Annotated in this window: 9 protein-coding genes; 2 read left to right on the forward strand and 7 right to left on the reverse strand. The window is 58.5% G+C overall.

What is annotated here, in order from left to right; translation table 11 throughout:
- The first annotated feature begins 18 nt into the window (after positions 1-18).
- Complete coding sequence (locus JIN81_RS07635) at positions 19-411, forward strand: DUF4149 domain-containing protein (RefSeq protein ID WP_200278255.1); 393 nt, start codon at positions 19-21, stop codon at positions 409-411.
- Between the two features lie 666 nt (positions 412-1077).
- On the opposite strand, the gene JIN81_RS07640 is transcribed toward JIN81_RS07635, so the two are convergent.
- The 6 genes from JIN81_RS07640 to JIN81_RS07665 are packed head-to-tail and all read right to left on the reverse strand — an operon-like array spanning position 1078 to position 11186.
- Positions 1078-1752, reverse strand: a complete 675-nt coding sequence (locus tag JIN81_RS07640) for an endonuclease/exonuclease/phosphatase family protein (protein ID WP_234044566.1) — start codon at positions 1750-1752, stop codon at positions 1078-1080.
- A 17-nt stretch (positions 1753-1769) separates the two neighbouring features.
- Entirely contained in the window at positions 1770-4826 is a 3057-nt protein-coding gene (locus tag JIN81_RS07645) for a type I restriction endonuclease subunit R (RefSeq protein WP_200278259.1), read from the reverse strand.
- Positions 4827-4840: 14 nt separating this feature from the next.
- A complete protein-coding gene (locus JIN81_RS19295; protein ID WP_200278261.1) occupies positions 4841-6400 on the reverse strand; it encodes an anti-phage dCTP deaminase in 1560 nt (519 codons plus the stop codon).
- Positions 6401-6438: 38 nt separating this feature from the next.
- Positions 6439-7620: a DUF6161 domain-containing protein gene (locus JIN81_RS07655; RefSeq protein ID WP_200278263.1), complete on the reverse strand. Its 1182-nt coding sequence runs from the start codon at positions 7618-7620 to the stop codon at positions 6439-6441.
- Between the two features lie 3 nt (positions 7621-7623).
- Positions 7624-8901, reverse strand: a complete 1278-nt coding sequence (locus tag JIN81_RS07660; RefSeq protein WP_200278265.1) for a restriction endonuclease subunit S — start codon at positions 8899-8901, stop codon at positions 7624-7626.
- An 8-nt stretch (positions 8902-8909) separates the two neighbouring features.
- Complete coding sequence (locus tag JIN81_RS07665; RefSeq protein ID WP_200278267.1) at positions 8910-11186, reverse strand: type I restriction-modification system subunit M; 2277 nt, start codon at positions 11184-11186, stop codon at positions 8910-8912.
- Positions 11187-11855: 669 nt separating this feature from the next.
- Here JIN81_RS07665 and JIN81_RS07670 point away from each other — a divergent pair.
- Positions 11856-13169, forward strand: a complete 1314-nt coding sequence (locus JIN81_RS07670) for a hypothetical protein (RefSeq protein WP_200278268.1) — start codon at positions 11856-11858, stop codon at positions 13167-13169.
- A 181-nt stretch (positions 13170-13350) separates the two neighbouring features.
- On the opposite strand, the gene JIN81_RS07675 is transcribed toward JIN81_RS07670, so the two are convergent.
- Positions 13351-17112, reverse strand: coding sequence for a beta strand repeat-containing protein (locus JIN81_RS07675; RefSeq protein ID WP_200278269.1), 3762 nt, complete (start codon positions 17110-17112; stop codon positions 13351-13353).
- Positions 17113-17184: the final 72 nt, after the last annotated feature.

The following is a 17184-nucleotide window of genomic DNA, read 5'->3' on the forward strand; positions in this document are numbered from 1 at the left end:
TTGGCCTCATCCATAGAAATGTCTCCCTTCGCACGCTTCCTTTCGGTCATCATCGCCACCATCATCGTATTCCAATCCGCGGTGGTAGCGCCGGCGATCAACGTCGCCCTGCCGGTCGAACCTGCGGCCGTACTCCTCCGGTTCATCTGGCCGGTCTTCTTCTCCCTGATCGGTATCCTCGGACTGGTCGGGGTGGTGGCAACGCGAAAGCAAAGAGCGGCGTTGCTGGTGAATGGCGCCACAGTCCTCAGCATGGCCACCTGCTACTTCATGGTCCCCGTCATCAATGCGGCCATGGACCAAGACAACCTGGGCCTCTGGAAGGCCCTGCACATCCTTACCGTCGGCCTGACCTTCCTTTGCCTCATCCTGCACCTCGTCTATACCTTCCGCTGGCACAAGAGGGCGTAGAGCTGGCCGATTTCTCAAGATCCTTGGATGAGAGAGTGCCCGCCGACCAACCGCGCCACTCAAACGCCGCCACCCTCAGGGAGAGTCATGCTTGAAAATCGAGACTGATCCCAATGCCGCAATGCCGGACCCCAATGCCGTTTTGATCGGGCCGTCCAAGCCAAGGGGGGGGAGGGGTTAAGGGGCCAAGCGAAGCGCCATGTGACTGGAGCGTCCCGCTCCAGTCCGTTGCCGTGGTGTCCCGCCACGGCTCTTTCTTCAACGGAGCGCCGGCTTTAGCCGGCATTATCAACCCCTCCGACTCCGAACGCTTGAAAAACGGGACTGACCCCTGCGAGACCCCTGCGACCTGAACGCTTGAAAAACGGGACTGACCCCTGCGACTGCGAGACCCCTGCGAGACCCCTGCGAGAATGCCGCGATTCAAGGATCGACCGTCCTCAATCGGAGCGCGCGACTCCAGTCGCGCACCGCCGACCCTTCGGGAACCATGGATGGCAGTGTGCCCGCCGACCACGCAGGTCACTCAAATGCCGCCACCCTCAGGGAGCGTAATGCTTGAAAATTGGCGCTGGTAGTAATGTCCCCAGCGAGTGCTCGATTTATAGGACCGACCGGCCGACCCCGCACAGCAGGAAGGACTGCCTAAATTGAAGACGGCTTCAACTAGAGCCACGCCTCGGCTGGAAGAGTCCCGAGCTCTACGGACAGTGGCCGATGGTCACTCAGAGACTTCCACGAGTTGTAGTCGCCCACATCCACGCGTGTGATGTGGTGGGACCACGTTTTCGGCACAAACACGTAGTCGATATGGAAGGGTTTGTTCTCCTTCCACATCCAGTAGATTGACGCTCTGGATTCAGCGCCAAAAGGCTCACCAAAATACTGGTGGTAGGCGCTGATGAGACCCACGGCGTTCATTCTCTCCTCAATGTGGTGAAACTTGCTGTGCTTCGCATTGCCAGCGTCAAATGTCGGGTTCGCATTGAAGTCCCCCAAGACCACCGTCGGACGACGATGAATGAACTCCTCGAATTGATCGAGAATCGAGAGAACGTTCTGGACGTAGGTTTTTCTTGGCTTGGACCAAATGGCCAGCACCTGGAACTTTTCGTTCAGCACCGTCGGCAGCGTGTCGGGGAAGTCGGGACTGTAAGTCTCATCTAACCTGACCTCGATACCTTCAGCAGCCTTCACAGAAACTCCCTGGTTGTCCTTCTCTCCTGTCCAAATTTCGGACTGCACCGGTTCCTCTGGTTTCCCGATCTCCTGAAGCGCGAGCACAGTCGACTGCAAGGCGGCGAGCTGCGGCAGCTTTCTTGATCGGCTGCCTCGATTCATATTCCACGTAGTAATGATCATGCAGGCTTGCTCTTCTCATGGAGCGAAAGGATTCGAATAATACTCTCTTCGAAGGCTTTCTTGAATTCAGTGTCGCCGGCGTAAATCTTGTAGAGGTCGAGATCCTTCTTTCGCTCTTGATTGACTGCTTTCGAAATCAGGCTCTCCAATGCAATTCGTCGGTTTTGCTGATCAGGGTTGTCGACGACCTGCTGCTGATAGTCATCGCTCGCCTTCACGTGCTCCATGATGTTGATCAACTTCACCCGTTGTTCCTCGGGTGTGGCATCCCAGGCGTCGAAGAAGCGCTCGTTGAAGGTGCGGATGATCTCGTCGAGGGGCGATTCTTCGCTGCCGTCATCGTGGTAGCCGCGGACGTTGGGGTTCTCGGGTTCGAGTTCAGTATCGGAGTCGTCGAGGCCGATGTGCTGGTTGAGGTGGACGCGCTCGAGGCCGTAGGTGGAGAGGTCGATGGAATCGAGGAGCTCGTCGATCTCCTCTTTGTCCTTCTCCGCCACCTTGAGCTTGGGGACGAGGAACTTGAGGAACCAGTAGAGCTTCTCCCATCCTGCGTTCTCAAAGGGGATGATGCAGGCGAGTTGGCCGTAGAGTTTGACGAACTGCTTGGCCTTGATCTTGAAGTCGACCTTGTCCTCCTCGTCTTCGATCAGGTTGAAGCGGTCGACGCACTCGTCGATGATCGGGTGGAGCTTCTCGGCATCTTCGCCGTTGAAAAAGCGCTCGTTAAAGGTCTCGATATCCTCATCGCTGTAGAGCCCGGAGTCGTCGAGAGCGTCCTTGAGATCATGGAGGACGTTGACGTCGGTGGGTTCGCTGAGGCTGGTGGCGGTGTAGAAGGGATCGAAGGCGTCCTTGATCTCGGAGGCGGTGTTGTAGAAGTCGAGGATGAAGGTGTCCTGCTTCTGCATCCTGGTGTTGCAGCGATTGAGGCGGCTGAGGGCCTGAACGGCGAGCACGCCCTGCAGGCGCTTGTCGACGTACATGCTGTGCAGGAGAGGCTCATCGAAGCCGGTGAGGTATTTGTTGGCGACGACGAGGAGTTTGTAGGTGGGAACTTCTTTCCTCGGGTTGTCCCTGGCGTATTTGCCGGAGAGCATGTCCGGCAGGTCCTTGGACGGGAAGCCGTTCAGGGATTCTTCGGTGTGCTCGATGCCGTCGACGGTCTTCTTGCCGGAGAAAGCGACGATGGCTTGGAAGTTGGCGTTCTTCTCCTTCAGTTCACGCTGGATGGCGGTGAAGTAGCGGATGGCGCTCTCGATGTTGCGGGTGACGACCATGCCGCGAGCGGCGCCGCGGAGTTTCTTGGTGGCGACGACCTGGGTGAGGAAGTGGTCGACCATGAGGGCGGCCTTGGTATCAATCGTCTCCTGGTGGCCTTCGACGTAGGCGCGGAGTTTCTTCTGGGCCTTGGCGGTGTCGAACTCGGGGTTGTCCTCGATGGATTTCTGAACCTCGTAGTAGCTCTTGTAGGTGGTGTAGTTGGCGAGGACGTCGAGGATGAAGTCTTCCTCGATGGCCTGCTTCATGGAGTAGAGGTGGAAGGGATCGAAGCCGCCTTCGGCGTTCTGGGTGCCGAATTTTTCCAAGGTGGCCTTCTTGGGGGTGGCGGTGAAGGCAAAGTAGGAGGCGTTCTGGCCCATCTTGCGGCGGGCCATGGCTTCGAGGATCTTTTCCTGGTAGTCCTCGGGTTCTTCGTCGCTGGTGTTTCCGCCCAAGGACATGTTGAGCTTGTCGGCGGCTTGGCCGCTCTGCGAGGAGTGGGCTTCGTCGATGATGACGGCGAAGCGCTTGTCGCTCATGTCGGCGATGCCATCGACGATGAAGGGGAACTTCTGGATGGTGGTGGTGATGAGCTTCTTGCCGTTCTCGAGATGGGCGCGGAGGTCGGCGGAGCTGTCGGCGTGAGCGAGGATGTTTTTCACCTCGGCGAACGCTTTGATGTTCTTGTCGATTTGACGGTCGAGGACACGGCGGTCGGTGACGACGATGACCGAGTCGAAGAGGTTGTCCTGTCCGGCCTTGTCGTAGAGCTCGACGAGCTGGTAGCCGAGCCAGGTGATGGAGTGGGATTTTCCGGAGCCGGCTGAGTGCTGGATGAGGTAGCGGTGGCCGACGCCGCGCCCCTGGACATCGGCGAGGATGTTGCGGACGACTTCGAGCTGGTGGTAGCGGGGGAAGAAGAGGGTCTGCTTCACCTTGCCGGTCTTCTTGTCCTTCTCCTCGGTGACCTTGGCGTAGTGCTCGATGATGTTGGTGAGGCTCTGGCGGGTGAGGATTTCCTGCCAGAGGTAGGCGCTCTTGTGGCCGTCGGGGTTGGGCGGGTTGCCCTTGCCGTGGTTGTGGCCCTTGTTGAAGGGGAGGAAGTAGGTGGACTTGCCGTCGAGCTTGGTGGTCATCCAGACTTCATCGGGATCGACGGCAAAGTGGACGAGGCAGCGGCGGAACTGGAAGAGGGTTTCCTTGGGGTCGCGGTCGAAGCGGTATTGCTTCTTGGCGTGGTTGACGTTCTGGCCGGTCCACGGGTTCTTGAGCTCGAGGGTGGCGAGGGGCAGGCCGTTGAGGAAGAGGACCATGTCGACCGACTTGTGGTCGGCGCTGGAGAAGTAGATCTGGCGGGTGACGGAGAAGAGATTGGACTCGAACTTCGCCTTCACCTCGGGGTTGAGGTCGTTGTAGGGGAGCCGGTAGAGGAGGTCGAAGTGGGCGTTGTCGACGTCGAGGCCCTTCTTGAGGACGGAGATGATACCGTCCTTCTTGAGCTTGCGGTGGAGGCGCTCGAGGATCTGGCGGCGATAGTCGGCCTTGTAGGTGAGCTTGGCGAGCTCGTCGGCCTGGGTGGCTTCAAGGAATTGCCAGAATTTGGCTTCGTCGAGGGCGAACTCGGCGTTGAAGTCGGAGGACTGGCCACGGAGGTAGCCGACGCCTTTGCCCGCCTGGTAGGTGGCGGGAGCTTCTTGGACCTTGCCATCGTTGGAGGTGGGCGTGCTGACCTCGCCCGTAAGGAAACGTTCGATGCAGGCTTCGAGAGCGGCTTCTGTGGTGTCGGTGGGCATTCTTTATCACGTTGTTAGGTGCAATTGGCCTCAAATGCCTGTTTGGCAGCGTTCTCTCTTTCGAAGTAGGATTCAACCTGTTGGTTTATTCGTGGAACCGCAGTCTTTCCATCCCAAGTGACATTCTTCCCGTTCCTGTTCTTCCGGACAATTTCTCGACCAGACCCCAGCTTCATGGAGAAAAGATCAAAAAACCTGCGCGGACCTACTCCGAAAAACGGCACGAACCGAACTCGGGATCCCGCTCCTTCTGGCGCTGACTTGGAGAATGAGTTGTCTTGAGGATGGGTGACAATGATGGCCTCGTCATGGAACTCGACAGCCTTACTCTTCAAGTAAGGCTCGACGAATACCACTTTTTTGATCCCCGCTGCAATTATGTGTTTTGCGCAATTATGGCACGGAAACGTAGTGCAGTAGATTGCAGCATCTGACGTTGAAACTCCTCGTCTTGCACACGAAAGAAGTGCAGCCATCTCAGCGTGAACCACTCTCCCATATTCGGTAAGGCTGCGCAGATCGCTCCGATCTAGAATATCTTGGAGTTTTTTTATGGCCGACTCGTCTTTGATCTTTTCCTTAGCGCTGCCGATAATGCGTTCAATGATCTCGTCTTGTTGCTGACGATTCGAATCAAATCCACGCATGTAGTCGCGCCCATTCTCAGAGTCAGTGATTTCGCCTGAGCGTGGATTGATGTCTGGCCAATAAAGGCCGCCACCGTATGAGGGGCAATCATTTGCTCCAGTTGACAAAATCTCCTGCTCGCTAGCGATTACCGCACCCACTTGGCGCGATAAGTCTGCCGAACGCAACGATGCCGAATATGCCATAAACATGGCATACTCCCCGAATGTTGGGGTCTTGAATGGGTGCCCTAGGATCACCTCGATAAAGCGATTGATGCTGGAGCTTAGTCGTTTCGAATTAGGTGCAGCATCTTTGAAATCTCCAGCACCTAGGAGATCATCAAATGACTCTTGATATGCAGTCGGGACATCATCACCTGCCCATCCTGCAAAAAAATCGGCAAGGTGAAAGGTGTCGATCACATGCTGCCCATGCTTAAGCTCCTCTTTCTGATCTCGATCAATTAGGTCATCGGCTTCGGCAGAGCTGGTCTTCCGGGTAACTTTCAAATGGGTATTCCGGGCGTCCAACGGTGCATGGATTCCGATAAGATAAAAACTCCGTGGATAGATTTCTCGAAGTTTACGAACTTCTTCTGGATGTTTAAGAGAGTGAATCAGAACTGCTCTTCTGGCGGCAGGCTTGGATTTTCGAATTTTAGCGATTTCACTTGCTACGCCAGAAGCCAAGATGTCGTTTCCAAACTTCTTTCTGACGCTATTCCCAACGTCCATCATAGTGTTGATTCTCTTGAAATCAGAATCGAATGCTCTCGTGGCCTTGCTATCCAGCCGCGGGAGAACATCTCTTGTGATTTTTACAGTCTCTACCGAAAAACCGAACTTCTTGAGCTGAGTCTCTGCTGCCGCCTCAGCGATTGTGAGGTCTACTCCTACCCCCCCTACGAAGGCTAAGATTATTTCAGCACTATTGGCGGCGTTCACGAGTAAGATAGAGGAAGGTTAATAGAGTCAGATAGCCACTATTTAAGCCGGGAAATCAGATCGAACAGTGCCGGAGGGACGCCATCATCTTTGATGATCCCACTTGGAGCTGGTCGGAAGAGCGCCTCAAGAATTAGGCGACGGTCTTTGCTCTCCAGAGCTTTTTCATCCTGGAGTAGCGACAAGTATGTTTTGACCATGACAACGCGCTCTTGGGCGTCGGACCATGCGTGAAGCTGACTGAGGAAGATCTTGGAGAGAATCCGGAGGAACCAGAATGCCAGACCACCCAAGAGGATCATTCCGGCCACCCTCCAGTATTCGATGGGATCTCCCAGCTTGAGACCCTCGTAGATCGCTTTGCTTTCAGTCACCAGGATCTGCCCGGCACCGTAGAGCCCCCCAGCGAACACAACGGCGAGAACAATCGAGGACCAGAAGGCTCGGCTTTGCTTTCCTGCCCAGAACGTTACAGGCTCCTTTAGATTGATTTCTTCGCGGTGAGCTTTCTTGAAGGCTTCAATGTCCGCCTTAGTCTCATTAACGAACTGATCCAAAGATGCTGCCCGGGTATCATGTAAATCCTGGAGGTTCTGGCCATGTTTTCCGAGCGTGTCAGTAATCGCCTGGAGCTGAGTTTCCCATGATTCATCGTGGTCCTTCCGTTGCTCACGGAGCTTTGAGAGTTCATCCTCAAGCGCAGCAATACCCTTGGTAATGGCCGCCTTCGTGGATGGCTTTAGTTCTGCCAGCTTCTTGTCGAAAATGGCAGCGTTGAGAAGGGCAATAAAGCCTCCCTTGTCCAGCTGGCTTAGCTGGAAAGGCTGATCGAGAAAATACGCCAGAGTCATCAGTGCGGGGACGTCGCCAACAGAGTTCTTTGTTTCGAGAACGAACTGCGCTTTGGGGTCAGAGTCCGATTGCCACCCCTTAGTCCAATGAGCCCGAAAGTGATTCTCTAGGTTTTTCTTGGTTTGTGCCCACTGCTGGGGGTTTGCCTCCAGTTGCGTTAGAGGCTTCCGGAGTCCTACAATAAAGTTCGTAATCTGTTGGGCTGCCTGATTGATCGGTTGAGAGCCACCCTGTCGATGAGACTGCGCCCAACCCCACTTCTCTTCATATGACTCAAGCCAGCTTTGTGCGTCTTCGGGTGTTGGAAGGACGAACGTGTTTTCGTTGCCCAAATCTACCTCAATGAGATTCTCGTTCTGTTCGGACATGGGTCAGACTTTGATTCTGCCGGTGACGGCGTGGGCGATGAGGGTGCTGCGGAGGGTTTTGAGAGAGTTAATCTCTCGTTCGATGCCTCTGATTGCTTCTGCGGTCTTGCCAAGAAACTCCTGAATTTTTGAGCCAATCTCCTTCTGTTCGGCTATCGGAGGCAGGATTATGTCAACCGCGCAAAAGTTGTCGTAGTTCAGGTCCTGGCCGTCCCGAATGAAGTTGCCGGTCGACTGAAGAGCCTTGATGTAGCTATGGGACTTGAAGAAGTGGGTAAAGAAGCCGGCATCAACCTCGGCGATGGGCCGAAGGATCGTGTAAGAGGAACGAATGCAGCCACTCACCCACGCTCTTTCGAGGCCCCCTTGGAAGCTGCGCATGCTGATGACGAAATCGTCTAGTTCTACGTGCTTCCTCTTCTCCAAATGGAGCATGATCTTCACGATCCTTCTTCCGATTCGCTTTTCGTAGTCATCTTGGCCGATGACGCCATATGCCTGTGTTGCAGAGAGTTGAATGTCGTCAGGCCGTGCAAGTTCCTTGCGCTGTGCGAATACGCGTTTGCTCCGCTCTGTTGTCCAGTGCGCGGGTATCTCGCCGATCCATTCGATGCCGGAGGGTTTGAGTTTGGCGTTGGGGTTGAGGCCTCGGGTGACGGCGCGGTTGATGAGGATGGCTTTTTGCTCGTCGAGGAGTTCGATCTGGCGCTGCTTTTTGGCAATCAAGGCGTCGATCTCCGCCGTCTTCCGATCCAGGAAGGTGACGATGCGGTCTTGTTCGGGTTTGGGGGGGATGGTGATGCCGACCTTCTTGAAATCTTCGAAGCGCATGTCCCACTGACCGACCCGAACACCGTAAGAAATTGAGTCTAGCGCTCCGACCAACGTCTTAGATCGAAGGAGGTAGTGAATATAGCGACCGCTGACCTTCTTTTGGTTGAGACGGCAGGTGATGTAGGCTGGGCTGACGATTCCATGATGCTCGCTCACACCGAGTGAACCCTGCCACGCCTTCATTTTGTTGACGGCGAGGTCTCCGGGTTGAACGACCTTGTAGCTCGAGGTGTCGAGAGAGGTCGCGTTGTGATTGTCATCCCGCGAGTCCTTGAGGATCACACCGTATTCGCGATAGACCGATAGAACTGGAAGATCCGGACGGTTCTTTTCGACAAACAGTTCGGCAGCCGCTCGAAGTGATTCGACCTCCCAATGCTCAGGCACGTCTCCGAGCCAATCGACTCCGGAGTCCTTGTAGCGGTCGTATTTCGGGTAGACGCTCATCCGGTGGTTCAATTCGAGAAGCTGAGGATTTGCTCAAGCAAGCCTTCGGTCTCGGCTTCGAGGTCGCGGATTTCCTGCACGACTTCGTCGAGGTCGCGCAGCGGTTGGTGGACGTAGAAGTATTTGTTGAAGGAGATTTCGTAGCCGATGACGGTCTTGCTCTCGTCGATCCAGGCGTCTTCGACATGGGGGAGGACTTCGCTCTGGAAGTAGGCGTCGATGCCACCGTCATAGTTGAGCGGGACGTTTTCGGTGTCGCGGAGTTCGCTGTCGGGCTCGTAGCCGTCGGCTTCGCCTTTCTTCTCATTGGCAAGGACGGGGACGGCCTCGGGGTCGCGCCAGGAGACGGCTTCGAGGATGGCCTTGAACTGGGGAGCGCCGAGTTTCAGTTTCAGCGCCTTGAGGGCGGCTTTGACATCCTTTTGGAACTGGTTGAAGTCGTGCGAGAGCTCGTCGCCGAGGTGTTGGTGGAGTTGTTCGGCGGCCTGGAGAAGTTCGCGTTTGGCAGTCCAGAATTTGGGATCGAGGAGCTTCTTTTTGTCGGCGGCTTTGCGATCGATCTCTTCTTTCTCGAGCCAGTCGTCGAGGGCGTCCTTTTGCTCCTTGGCGCTGAGGAAGCCGGGTTCGTAGACCTGCTCGCCCCATTGCTGGTAGATCCACTGCATTTCCTCGGCGAGGCGTTTGTCGAAGCGGAGAGATGCGATGCGCTCGGCGGTGAACTGGGCGGACTTGCGCAGGGGGCGTTCGATGGTGATCTTCCAGTAGCCGAAGTCGCGGTTGTCGAAGACTTGGGCTTTGAGCCCGTCGACGGCTTCCTTGCCGGTGTCGGCGAGGTCGAGGTAGGCGCGGGTGATTTGCGCGATGTGGGCGGGGGTGAAGGCGCAGTTTTTCTCGCCGAGGTTTTTGCGGAGCTTTTCGTAGAGCTGGGAGGCGTCGATGAGCTGGACTTTGCCGCGACGGGCCTCGGGCTTGTGGTTGCTGAGGACCCAGATGTAGGTGGTGATGCCGGTGTTGTAGAAGATGTTGTTGGGCAGCTGGATGATGGCTTCGAGGAGGTCGTTCTCGATGAGGTATTGGCGGATGTTGCTGGCGCCGCCGCCGGCATTGCCGGTGAAGAGGGCGGAGCCGTTGTGGACGGTAGCGATGCGGCTGCCGAGGGGAGCGTCCTGGAGGCGCTTCATTTTGCTGACCATCTCCATGAGGAAGAGGAGCTGGCCGTCATCGACGGCGGGTGCAGCGGAGACGGTCTGGATTTCGCCGGAGGCGTCGGGGAGCTGGACTTCGAAGCGGGGGTCGATGATTTCTGTTTTTGAGCCCTTTTTCTCGAGGATCTGGCCCTGGTCGGTCTTCCAGCTCTTTCCGTAGGGGGGATTGGAGAGCATGAAGTCGAAGCGAAGGCTGGAGAATTCGTCGGTGGCGAGGGTGGAGCCGAATTTGATGTTCTCGGGGTCGTTGCCCTTGATGAGCATGTCGGACTTGCAGATGGCGTAGGTCTCGGGGTTGACCTCCTTGCCGTAGAGGTAGGTGGCGGCGGTGGACTGGATGGGGCCGTCGGGGAGCTTGATGTAGTCCTGGGCCTCGGTGAGCATGCCGCCGGAGCCGCAGGCGGGGTCGTAGATGGTGATGACGGGCGGGAGTTGGTCCTTCACGGGCTCGATGAGGAGGTGGACCATGAGCTGGATGACTTCGCGCGGGGTGAAGTGCTCGCCGGCTTCTTCGTTGTTCTCTTCGTTGAACTTGCGGATGAGTTCCTCGAAGACGTAGCCCATGCCGAGGTTGGTGAGGCCGGGGAGCTTGCGGCCGTCGGGGCCCTCGACGTCGTGGTGGGAGAGGTTGATGGTGGGGGCGACGAATTTCTCGATAACGCCATGGAGGGCGTCGGCCACGGCCATCTTGCGGATCTGGTTGCGGAGGTCGAATTTCTCGATGATCTCGGCGACGTTTGGGCTGAAGGCGTCGAGGTATTGGTTGAAGTTGGCCTCGAGCTGAGAGGGGTTACCGAGGAGCTTCTTGAGGGTGAACTGGGAGGTGTTGTAGAAGACCTGGCCGGAGGCGTCGCGGAGGCCATCGGGGTCGAGGACGGCCATGCCGGCTTCGTCTTTCTGGAATTTCACCTCGGCGAGGACGGCGTCCTTGGTGTCCTCGAGCAGGCAGTCAATGCGCCGGAGGACGAACATGGGAAGGATGACGTCGCGGTATTTGCCGCGGACGAAGACGTCGCGCAGGCAGTCGTCGGCGATGGACCAGATGAAGGAGACGATTTTGTTGTGGGAGGCGTGATCCATGTGGGGTGGCTGGAAGCTTGTGTGAGGGGATTTTGGGCAGTGTCCAGGCCCGGGTCGGACAAGGGTGGGGGGTGCGTTGCACGAATTTCTAGCAGTTCGGTGGGGTAGGGCAAGAATGGGGGTGGATGTGCACTGATTTTGCGGGGGAAGATGCCCGCTGTGCGGGAGAATCACACCGAAGGTTTGTCGGTGTGATGGACAGGAACGAAGTGACGTGGGCGGGAGGCCCGACCGAGCCGTGTGGGGTGAGGGCGTCAACCGAGTGGAAAGTGGGATACCCGCTTCGCGGGGGTGGAAAGTATAAAGTAGAAAGTGGGAAATTTGGGCTCCTGACCCCTGACCCCTGACCCCTGAACCCTGAACCCTGAACCCTGACCCCTGAACCCTGAACCCTGAACCCTGACCCCTGAACCCTGAACCCTGAACCCTGAACCCTTGGAACTCGGCACTCGGCACTTGGCACTTGGCACTTGGCACTTGGAACTTGGAACTTGGAACTTGGAACTCGTCCGGTCGATTTTGGCGGGATTCGCAGGGGCCCTCGCGAATCGGGGTCATTCACACTTGCCACATTCTTTCCGGATCTTCAGAAATTCCAGCCCGTCTCGTTGGCTTTCGACCGATGGGAAATCGCGCTATCGAACCCACTTACCCAAGACCCATTTTTCCATGTCCACGTCAATTCTTCCGGATCAGCTGCACGAGTACCCGCAACAGGATGTGATCGATGGATCCAGCGTGGGGCCGGGTTCGATCCTCGAGGATTGCCTGAACCAGAACGACGGGGTGTTGCAGCTGCTGCACCGTTACGCGGGTCGGACGTTTTGCACGCCCGGGAAGCGGATCCGCCTGGATGCGAAGTCGTACTATCCGGACTACATGGGCGGAACCGGCCTGGATGAGATCTGGATGTGCTGCACGGTGCCGATCGTGACGGGGGTGATCGATACCCGCACGGGCAAGGCTCCCTTCCGTGAAGGGGAAGCCCACGTGCTGACGCCGGACGGGCAGGTCATCTCGCTGCAGGATCTGATCACCGCCGACCCGAAGGCTGTCATGGGCGAGAAGATCATGGCGGTGTCCGAATCCTTGTTTGGTGAAATCACCTGGCCGATCGTTTCCAAGAAGTTCGACAACCTGAATCCGATCCCGCACCACCTGCACTGGGCGAAGTGGGAGGTGTACGACATCAATTCCTTCGACAATCCGGGAGTGGATCCGTCGCACTATCACACCACGGCGATGGGGCTGTATCCGTTCGTGACGAAGGATGATTTCCTGGCCTGCATGAAGCGCTGGGGACAAGGCGAGTACAACGGGGTGCGGCATCTTTCGCCGCATACGATGATGCAGCTGGACAACGGCTTCGTGATGCCGAATGGCGTGCTTCACTCACCGACGGACCTTTGCACGCACGAGCTGCACGTGACGATGGACGAGCACTTCCTCGCCGAGGACCGGACGCTGGATGGCCGCATCGGTGCGGCGGATGCGTTCTATGCCTGCCGCGAGGAAGACTATCCGAAGGCGAAGCACGAGGACTGGGAGTTCTTGGTGGAAACCTTCGACTTCGAGGCCAATCAGGATCCGGACTTCGTGAAGAAGAATGCGCGTCCGGCGATCACGGCGGAAGAATTCGCCGGCGACGGCGTGGACGCGCAGTGGATCGTTTACGGGGATGTCCTCGGCGACCAGAAGTGTTCCATTCTCCGCCTCACGCTGGCCCCTGGCGCGAAGACGAATTTCTGCCCGGAGAGCCCGGCGCTGTTCCACACGAATGGCGGAAACGGTCGGGTCGGAAAGCTCGAGGTCCGCTATCACCAGGACATGAAGCTGGGCGAACTCTACCCCGAGATCGGATTCATCACGCAGGCCGCGCTGGACCGTGGCGGTGTGGAAATCGAGAACCTCGGCAGTGAACCGCTGGTCTTGACCTTCGACTTCCCGCAGAACGCGCATTCGAAGACGCCGGGCGTCAGCTGAGTGGAAAGTAGAAAGTAAAAAGTGGTGAGTTTGCTGGTGCGGCCAGGTGGCATGGGCGACTTGGCATTGGGCCTTTGATCCGTGTGGGCATTGGGCCTTTGCACCGTGCGGGAGGGCATGCGTTCACTCGACTGGTTCGGAGAAGCGGCGGCGGACGGGTTCGCCGAAGCGGCTTGTTTTGCTACTCGACCGGTTCGGAGAAGCGGAGGCGGAAGAAGCGTTTGGGATCGGTGGACCAGATGGGGGTGTTGGTCCGGAGGGTGACTTGATCGATGTTGGGATTCCCCGGCGAGGGGATCTCGGCGTGGCGGGTGTAGTCGCTCCCGGAGATCAGGGTCCACGGGTTCTGGAGATCGAGGTCGGTCTCGACTTCGACGACGTAGGCATTCTCCGGCAAGAGGGCGGACTCGGGGTAGGTGAGGTCGATGAAGCTGCCGGTGCGTGCGACGGTGAGCGTTGGCACGGGGATGACGGGGCTGGTGGGATCAAAGCCGAAGATCCACTCGACGAAGGTGGTGAGGCCGTCGCCATCGAAGTCGGCATCCGGGTCGGCATCGCCATTGGCGATCTGGGTCGGGGTGAAGTAGAGTGCTTGGTATTCGGCGAAGTCGAGGGTGGTGTCCTCGACGAAGGAGAGGATGACCTGGTCATTCACTTCATCGACGGTGGCGGTCCAGGTACCGATGCCGGCGGGCTGGCTGATGGCGGTGAAGTCGCCGGTGATGTCACCCGTCGCGGTGATGATGACGAAGGTGTCGGAGGGGGCGGGGATGAAGGGTCCGACGAGCTGGGGAATGAGCAGGCCGGTGAGGGCGAGGTCGCCTTCGACGTGGAGGCTGTCGTGCCCGGTGCCCGGGCCGGCGGTGCCTTCGATTTCGAACTGCCACTGGGAGGAGGCGGAGTGGGTCATGTCCTCGATGGTGAGGGAGCCGACGGAGTTGCCGGGGGCGATGGTGCCGTGGTTGGTGAAGGAGGCGGCGGAGGTGGTGGTGACGGTGCCATTGCCGGTGATGGTGCCGGTGGTTTCGTTGACGTGGCCGGTGCCGATGAAGGTGAGGGTGGCGCCGGCGTCGGTGGTGAGGGTGCCGGTGTTGGAGAAGCTGGTGCTGGGGTCGATGGCGATGGTTTCGCCGGAGACGTTGGCGTGGATGGTGCCTTGGTTGACGAGGTTGATGATGTTGGTGCCGACGCGGCCGTAGCCTTCCATGGTGTGCAGGGCTCCGTTGGTGAGGAGGTGGCCGAAGGAGCCGGTGATGTTCTGCTCGTCGGCGGTGAGACGAAGCGTGCCTGAGCCGTCGAGGAGGACGGATTGGTCGACGGGGTCGTTGACGGTGATCCGGGTCAAGGTGCTGGTGCCGTTGAGCTCGATGAGGCCGTGGTTGGTGTTGTCATCGGCGAGGGTGATGCTGGTGGCGTTGGCGAGGTTGACGGTGGCCTGGTTGGTGACGTTCCGAAAGGTGACGGTGCCGGTGAGGTTGATGTCGTTGTTGGTGAGGTCGTCATCGGGGTTGCCATCGTTGGAGAAGGTGATGCCGTCGTAGATGCCGCCGCCAACGAGCGTGAAGCCGGCGGTGTCGGGGATGCGGAAGACTCCGGCGCCGGTGTAGGTGCCGGCGTTCAGGATGAGGGTGCAGCCTGGATCGGCTCCGATGGTGCCGAAGTTCTCGAAGGTGGTGGAGGGGTCGATGACGAGGGAGGTGCCGGGGACGTCGGCGGTGATGGTGCCTTGATTGACGAGGTTGAGCTGGTTGTTTCCGACCTTGCCGGTGCCGTGGATGGTCTGGTTGGCGCCGAGCGTGAGTTGGTGGCTGTTGGTGCCGGTGATGTTCTGGTTGATGTCGGTGAGCTCGATGCTGCCGGCGCCGTCGATGAGGACGGCCTGATCGTCGTTGTCGGTGATGGAGATGCGGTCGTTGGTGCTGATGCCTTCGAAGGTGAGGGTGCCGTTGTTGGTGAGGTCACCGGTCAGGGTCATGACCCTTCCACTCCGCTTGGTGATGGCGGCATCGGTGATGACTTGGTTGAAGGTGCTGGAGCCGCTGAGGATGAGTTCGTTGTTCCCGGCGATGGCGTCCTGGTCGTCGGCGCTGAAGGTGATCTGGGTGTAGGTGCCGCCGGCGAGGGAGAAGCTGGAGGCGTCGCGAATGAGGAAGGCTCCGGTGCCGGTGTAGGTCCCGGGATTGAACAGCAGGTCGCCGCCGCCGATGGCTTCGACGGTACCGAAGTTGTCGAAGGTGGTGGCGGGGTCGATGACGAGGGATGCGCCGGGGACGTCGGCGGTGATGGTGCCTTGATTGATGAGGTTGAGCTGGTTGTTGCCGACCTTGCCGGTGCCGTGGATGGTCTGGCTGGCGCCGATGGTGAGCAAGTGGCTGCTCGAGCCAGTGATGTTCTGGGCGAGGTCGGTGAGTTTGATGCTGCCGGCTCCGTCGAGGAGGACGGCCTGATCGTCGTTGTCGGTGATGGAAATTCGACTGTTCGTGGTGGCGCCGTTGAGGGTCACCGTGCTGTTGTTGATGAAGTCGTCGACCAAAGTGAGCGTGCGGCCGAAGGTGATGTCGATGGTGGCGTTGTTGGTGATGCCATCGAAGATGGCGCTGCCGGTGAGGGAGATGAGGTTGTTCCCGGGGGTGGCGTCGAGGTCGTCGGAGGTGAAGGTGAGGTTCTCGAAGGTGCCGGAAGAGATGCGGAATTCCGAGTTGTCGGAGATGATGAAGGCACCGGCTCCGGAGTAGGTGCCGCCATTGAACTGGGCGATGCCCCCACTCTCGGCGCGGAGCGATCCGTTGTTGATGAAGGTGAGGGCGGGGTCGAGGACGAGGGAACCTGCGGCTTGGTCGGCCACGACGGTGCCTTGGTTGACGAAATTGACGAGGTTCGTACCCAGGTTGCCGAGGCCGCGGAGGGTCTGGCCGCTGCCGAGGGTGAGGGTTGATCCACTGGAGCCCTGAATGCGGTGCTGGGCTTCCGTGAGAAGGATGGATCCGGTGCCGTTGATGGTGACGTTTTGATCCACGGTGTCGTTGATCGAGATGCGGGAGTTGGTGGTCGCGCCGTTGATCTCGATGATGCCGTTGTTCGTGATGTCGCCGCCCAGTTCGAGGAGGACGCCGAAGTTGCTGGAGAGCTTCGCTTCGTTGATGAACTCCTTGAGGGTGGTGGAGCCGGCCACGGTGGCGACGTTGTTGAAGAGGTCGCCGTCGGTATTCGTGACGGAGAGGGTGATGCCCTCAAGGGTGACGGATGAGAGGGTGAGGGCCCCGAAATCGTCGATGCGGTAGGCACCGGGACCGGTGAAGAGTCCGCTGCTCAGGGTGAGCTTGCCGTTGGATTCGGCGACGATGGTGCCGAAGTTCTGGAGGGTGTCCTTTGGCGTGATGACGAGGGGGGCGATGGCGGAGTCCCCGGCAAGGGTGCCGCTGTTGACGAGGTCGATGGAGTTGCTGCTGAGGGTGCCGAAGCCCTCGATGCGTTGGTTTGAGCCGATCGAGAGGACGGTCGGGGCGACGCCGGTGATGGATTGGGTGGTCGCGGTCAGGCGGAGGGTGCCGGAGCCGGTGAGGTTGACGAGGTGGTCGGAAGGGTCGTTGACCGTCAGGCGGGTGTTGGTGCTGGTGCCGATGAGTTGAAGGAGCCCGCTGTTGGTGATGTCTCCGCTACAGGTCAGGAAGCGTCCGCTGATCCAGTTCAGGGCGGCGCCGGTGCCGACGTTGAGCTGATTGATCGTCGGGTTGGTATTCAGGCTGGCAAGCTGGCCGGTCGGGATGGAGACGTTGAATTGGTCGGTGGCGTTGTTGGTCGGGACGCCGACGGGTGTCCAGTTGCCCGGGGTGCTCCAATCGCTGTCGACGCCGGCGGAGAAGGTCGCATTGATGATGGCGGCGGGCGCGAGTGCCGGAAGGAGAGCGACCACCGCGAGGGGGAGCGTGGGGAGAGTGCGCATTTCCCACTGTTACCCAATGGATTGGGAAAAGGGAATGCTGGAATTGAGAGGGGGGAGTGGCGGGTGAGAAGC

The organism is Haloferula rosea (assembly GCF_016595525.1).
Taxonomy (GTDB): domain Bacteria; phylum Verrucomicrobiota; class Verrucomicrobiia; order Verrucomicrobiales; family Akkermansiaceae; genus Haloferula; species Haloferula rosea.

Excerpts from the sequence above, each read along its gene's own strand:
- JIN81_RS07635 (WP_200278255.1), top strand. The coding sequence starts at position 19 with ATGTCTCCCTTCGCACGCTTCCTTTCGGTCATCATCGCCACCATCATC.
- JIN81_RS07640 (WP_234044566.1), bottom strand. The coding sequence starts at position 1,752 with ATGAATCGAGGCAGCCGATCAAGAAAGCTGCCGCAGCTCGCCGCCTTG.
- JIN81_RS07645 (WP_200278259.1), bottom strand. The coding sequence starts at position 4,826 with ATGCCCACCGACACCACAGAAGCCGCTCTCGAAGCCTGCATCGAACGT.
- JIN81_RS07655 (WP_200278263.1), bottom strand. The coding sequence starts at position 7,620 with ATGTCCGAACAGAACGAGAATCTCATTGAGGTAGATTTGGGCAACGAA.
- JIN81_RS07660 (WP_200278265.1), bottom strand. The coding sequence starts at position 8,901 with ATGAGCGTCTACCCGAAATACGACCGCTACAAGGACTCCGGAGTCGAT.
- JIN81_RS07665 (WP_200278267.1), bottom strand. The coding sequence starts at position 11,186 with ATGGATCACGCCTCCCACAACAAAATCGTCTCCTTCATCTGGTCCATC.
- JIN81_RS07670 (WP_200278268.1), top strand. The coding sequence starts at position 11,856 with ATGTCCACGTCAATTCTTCCGGATCAGCTGCACGAGTACCCGCAACAG.
- JIN81_RS07675 (WP_200278269.1), bottom strand. The coding sequence starts at position 17,112 with ATGCGCACTCTCCCCACGCTCCCCCTCGCGGTGGTCGCTCTCCTTCCG.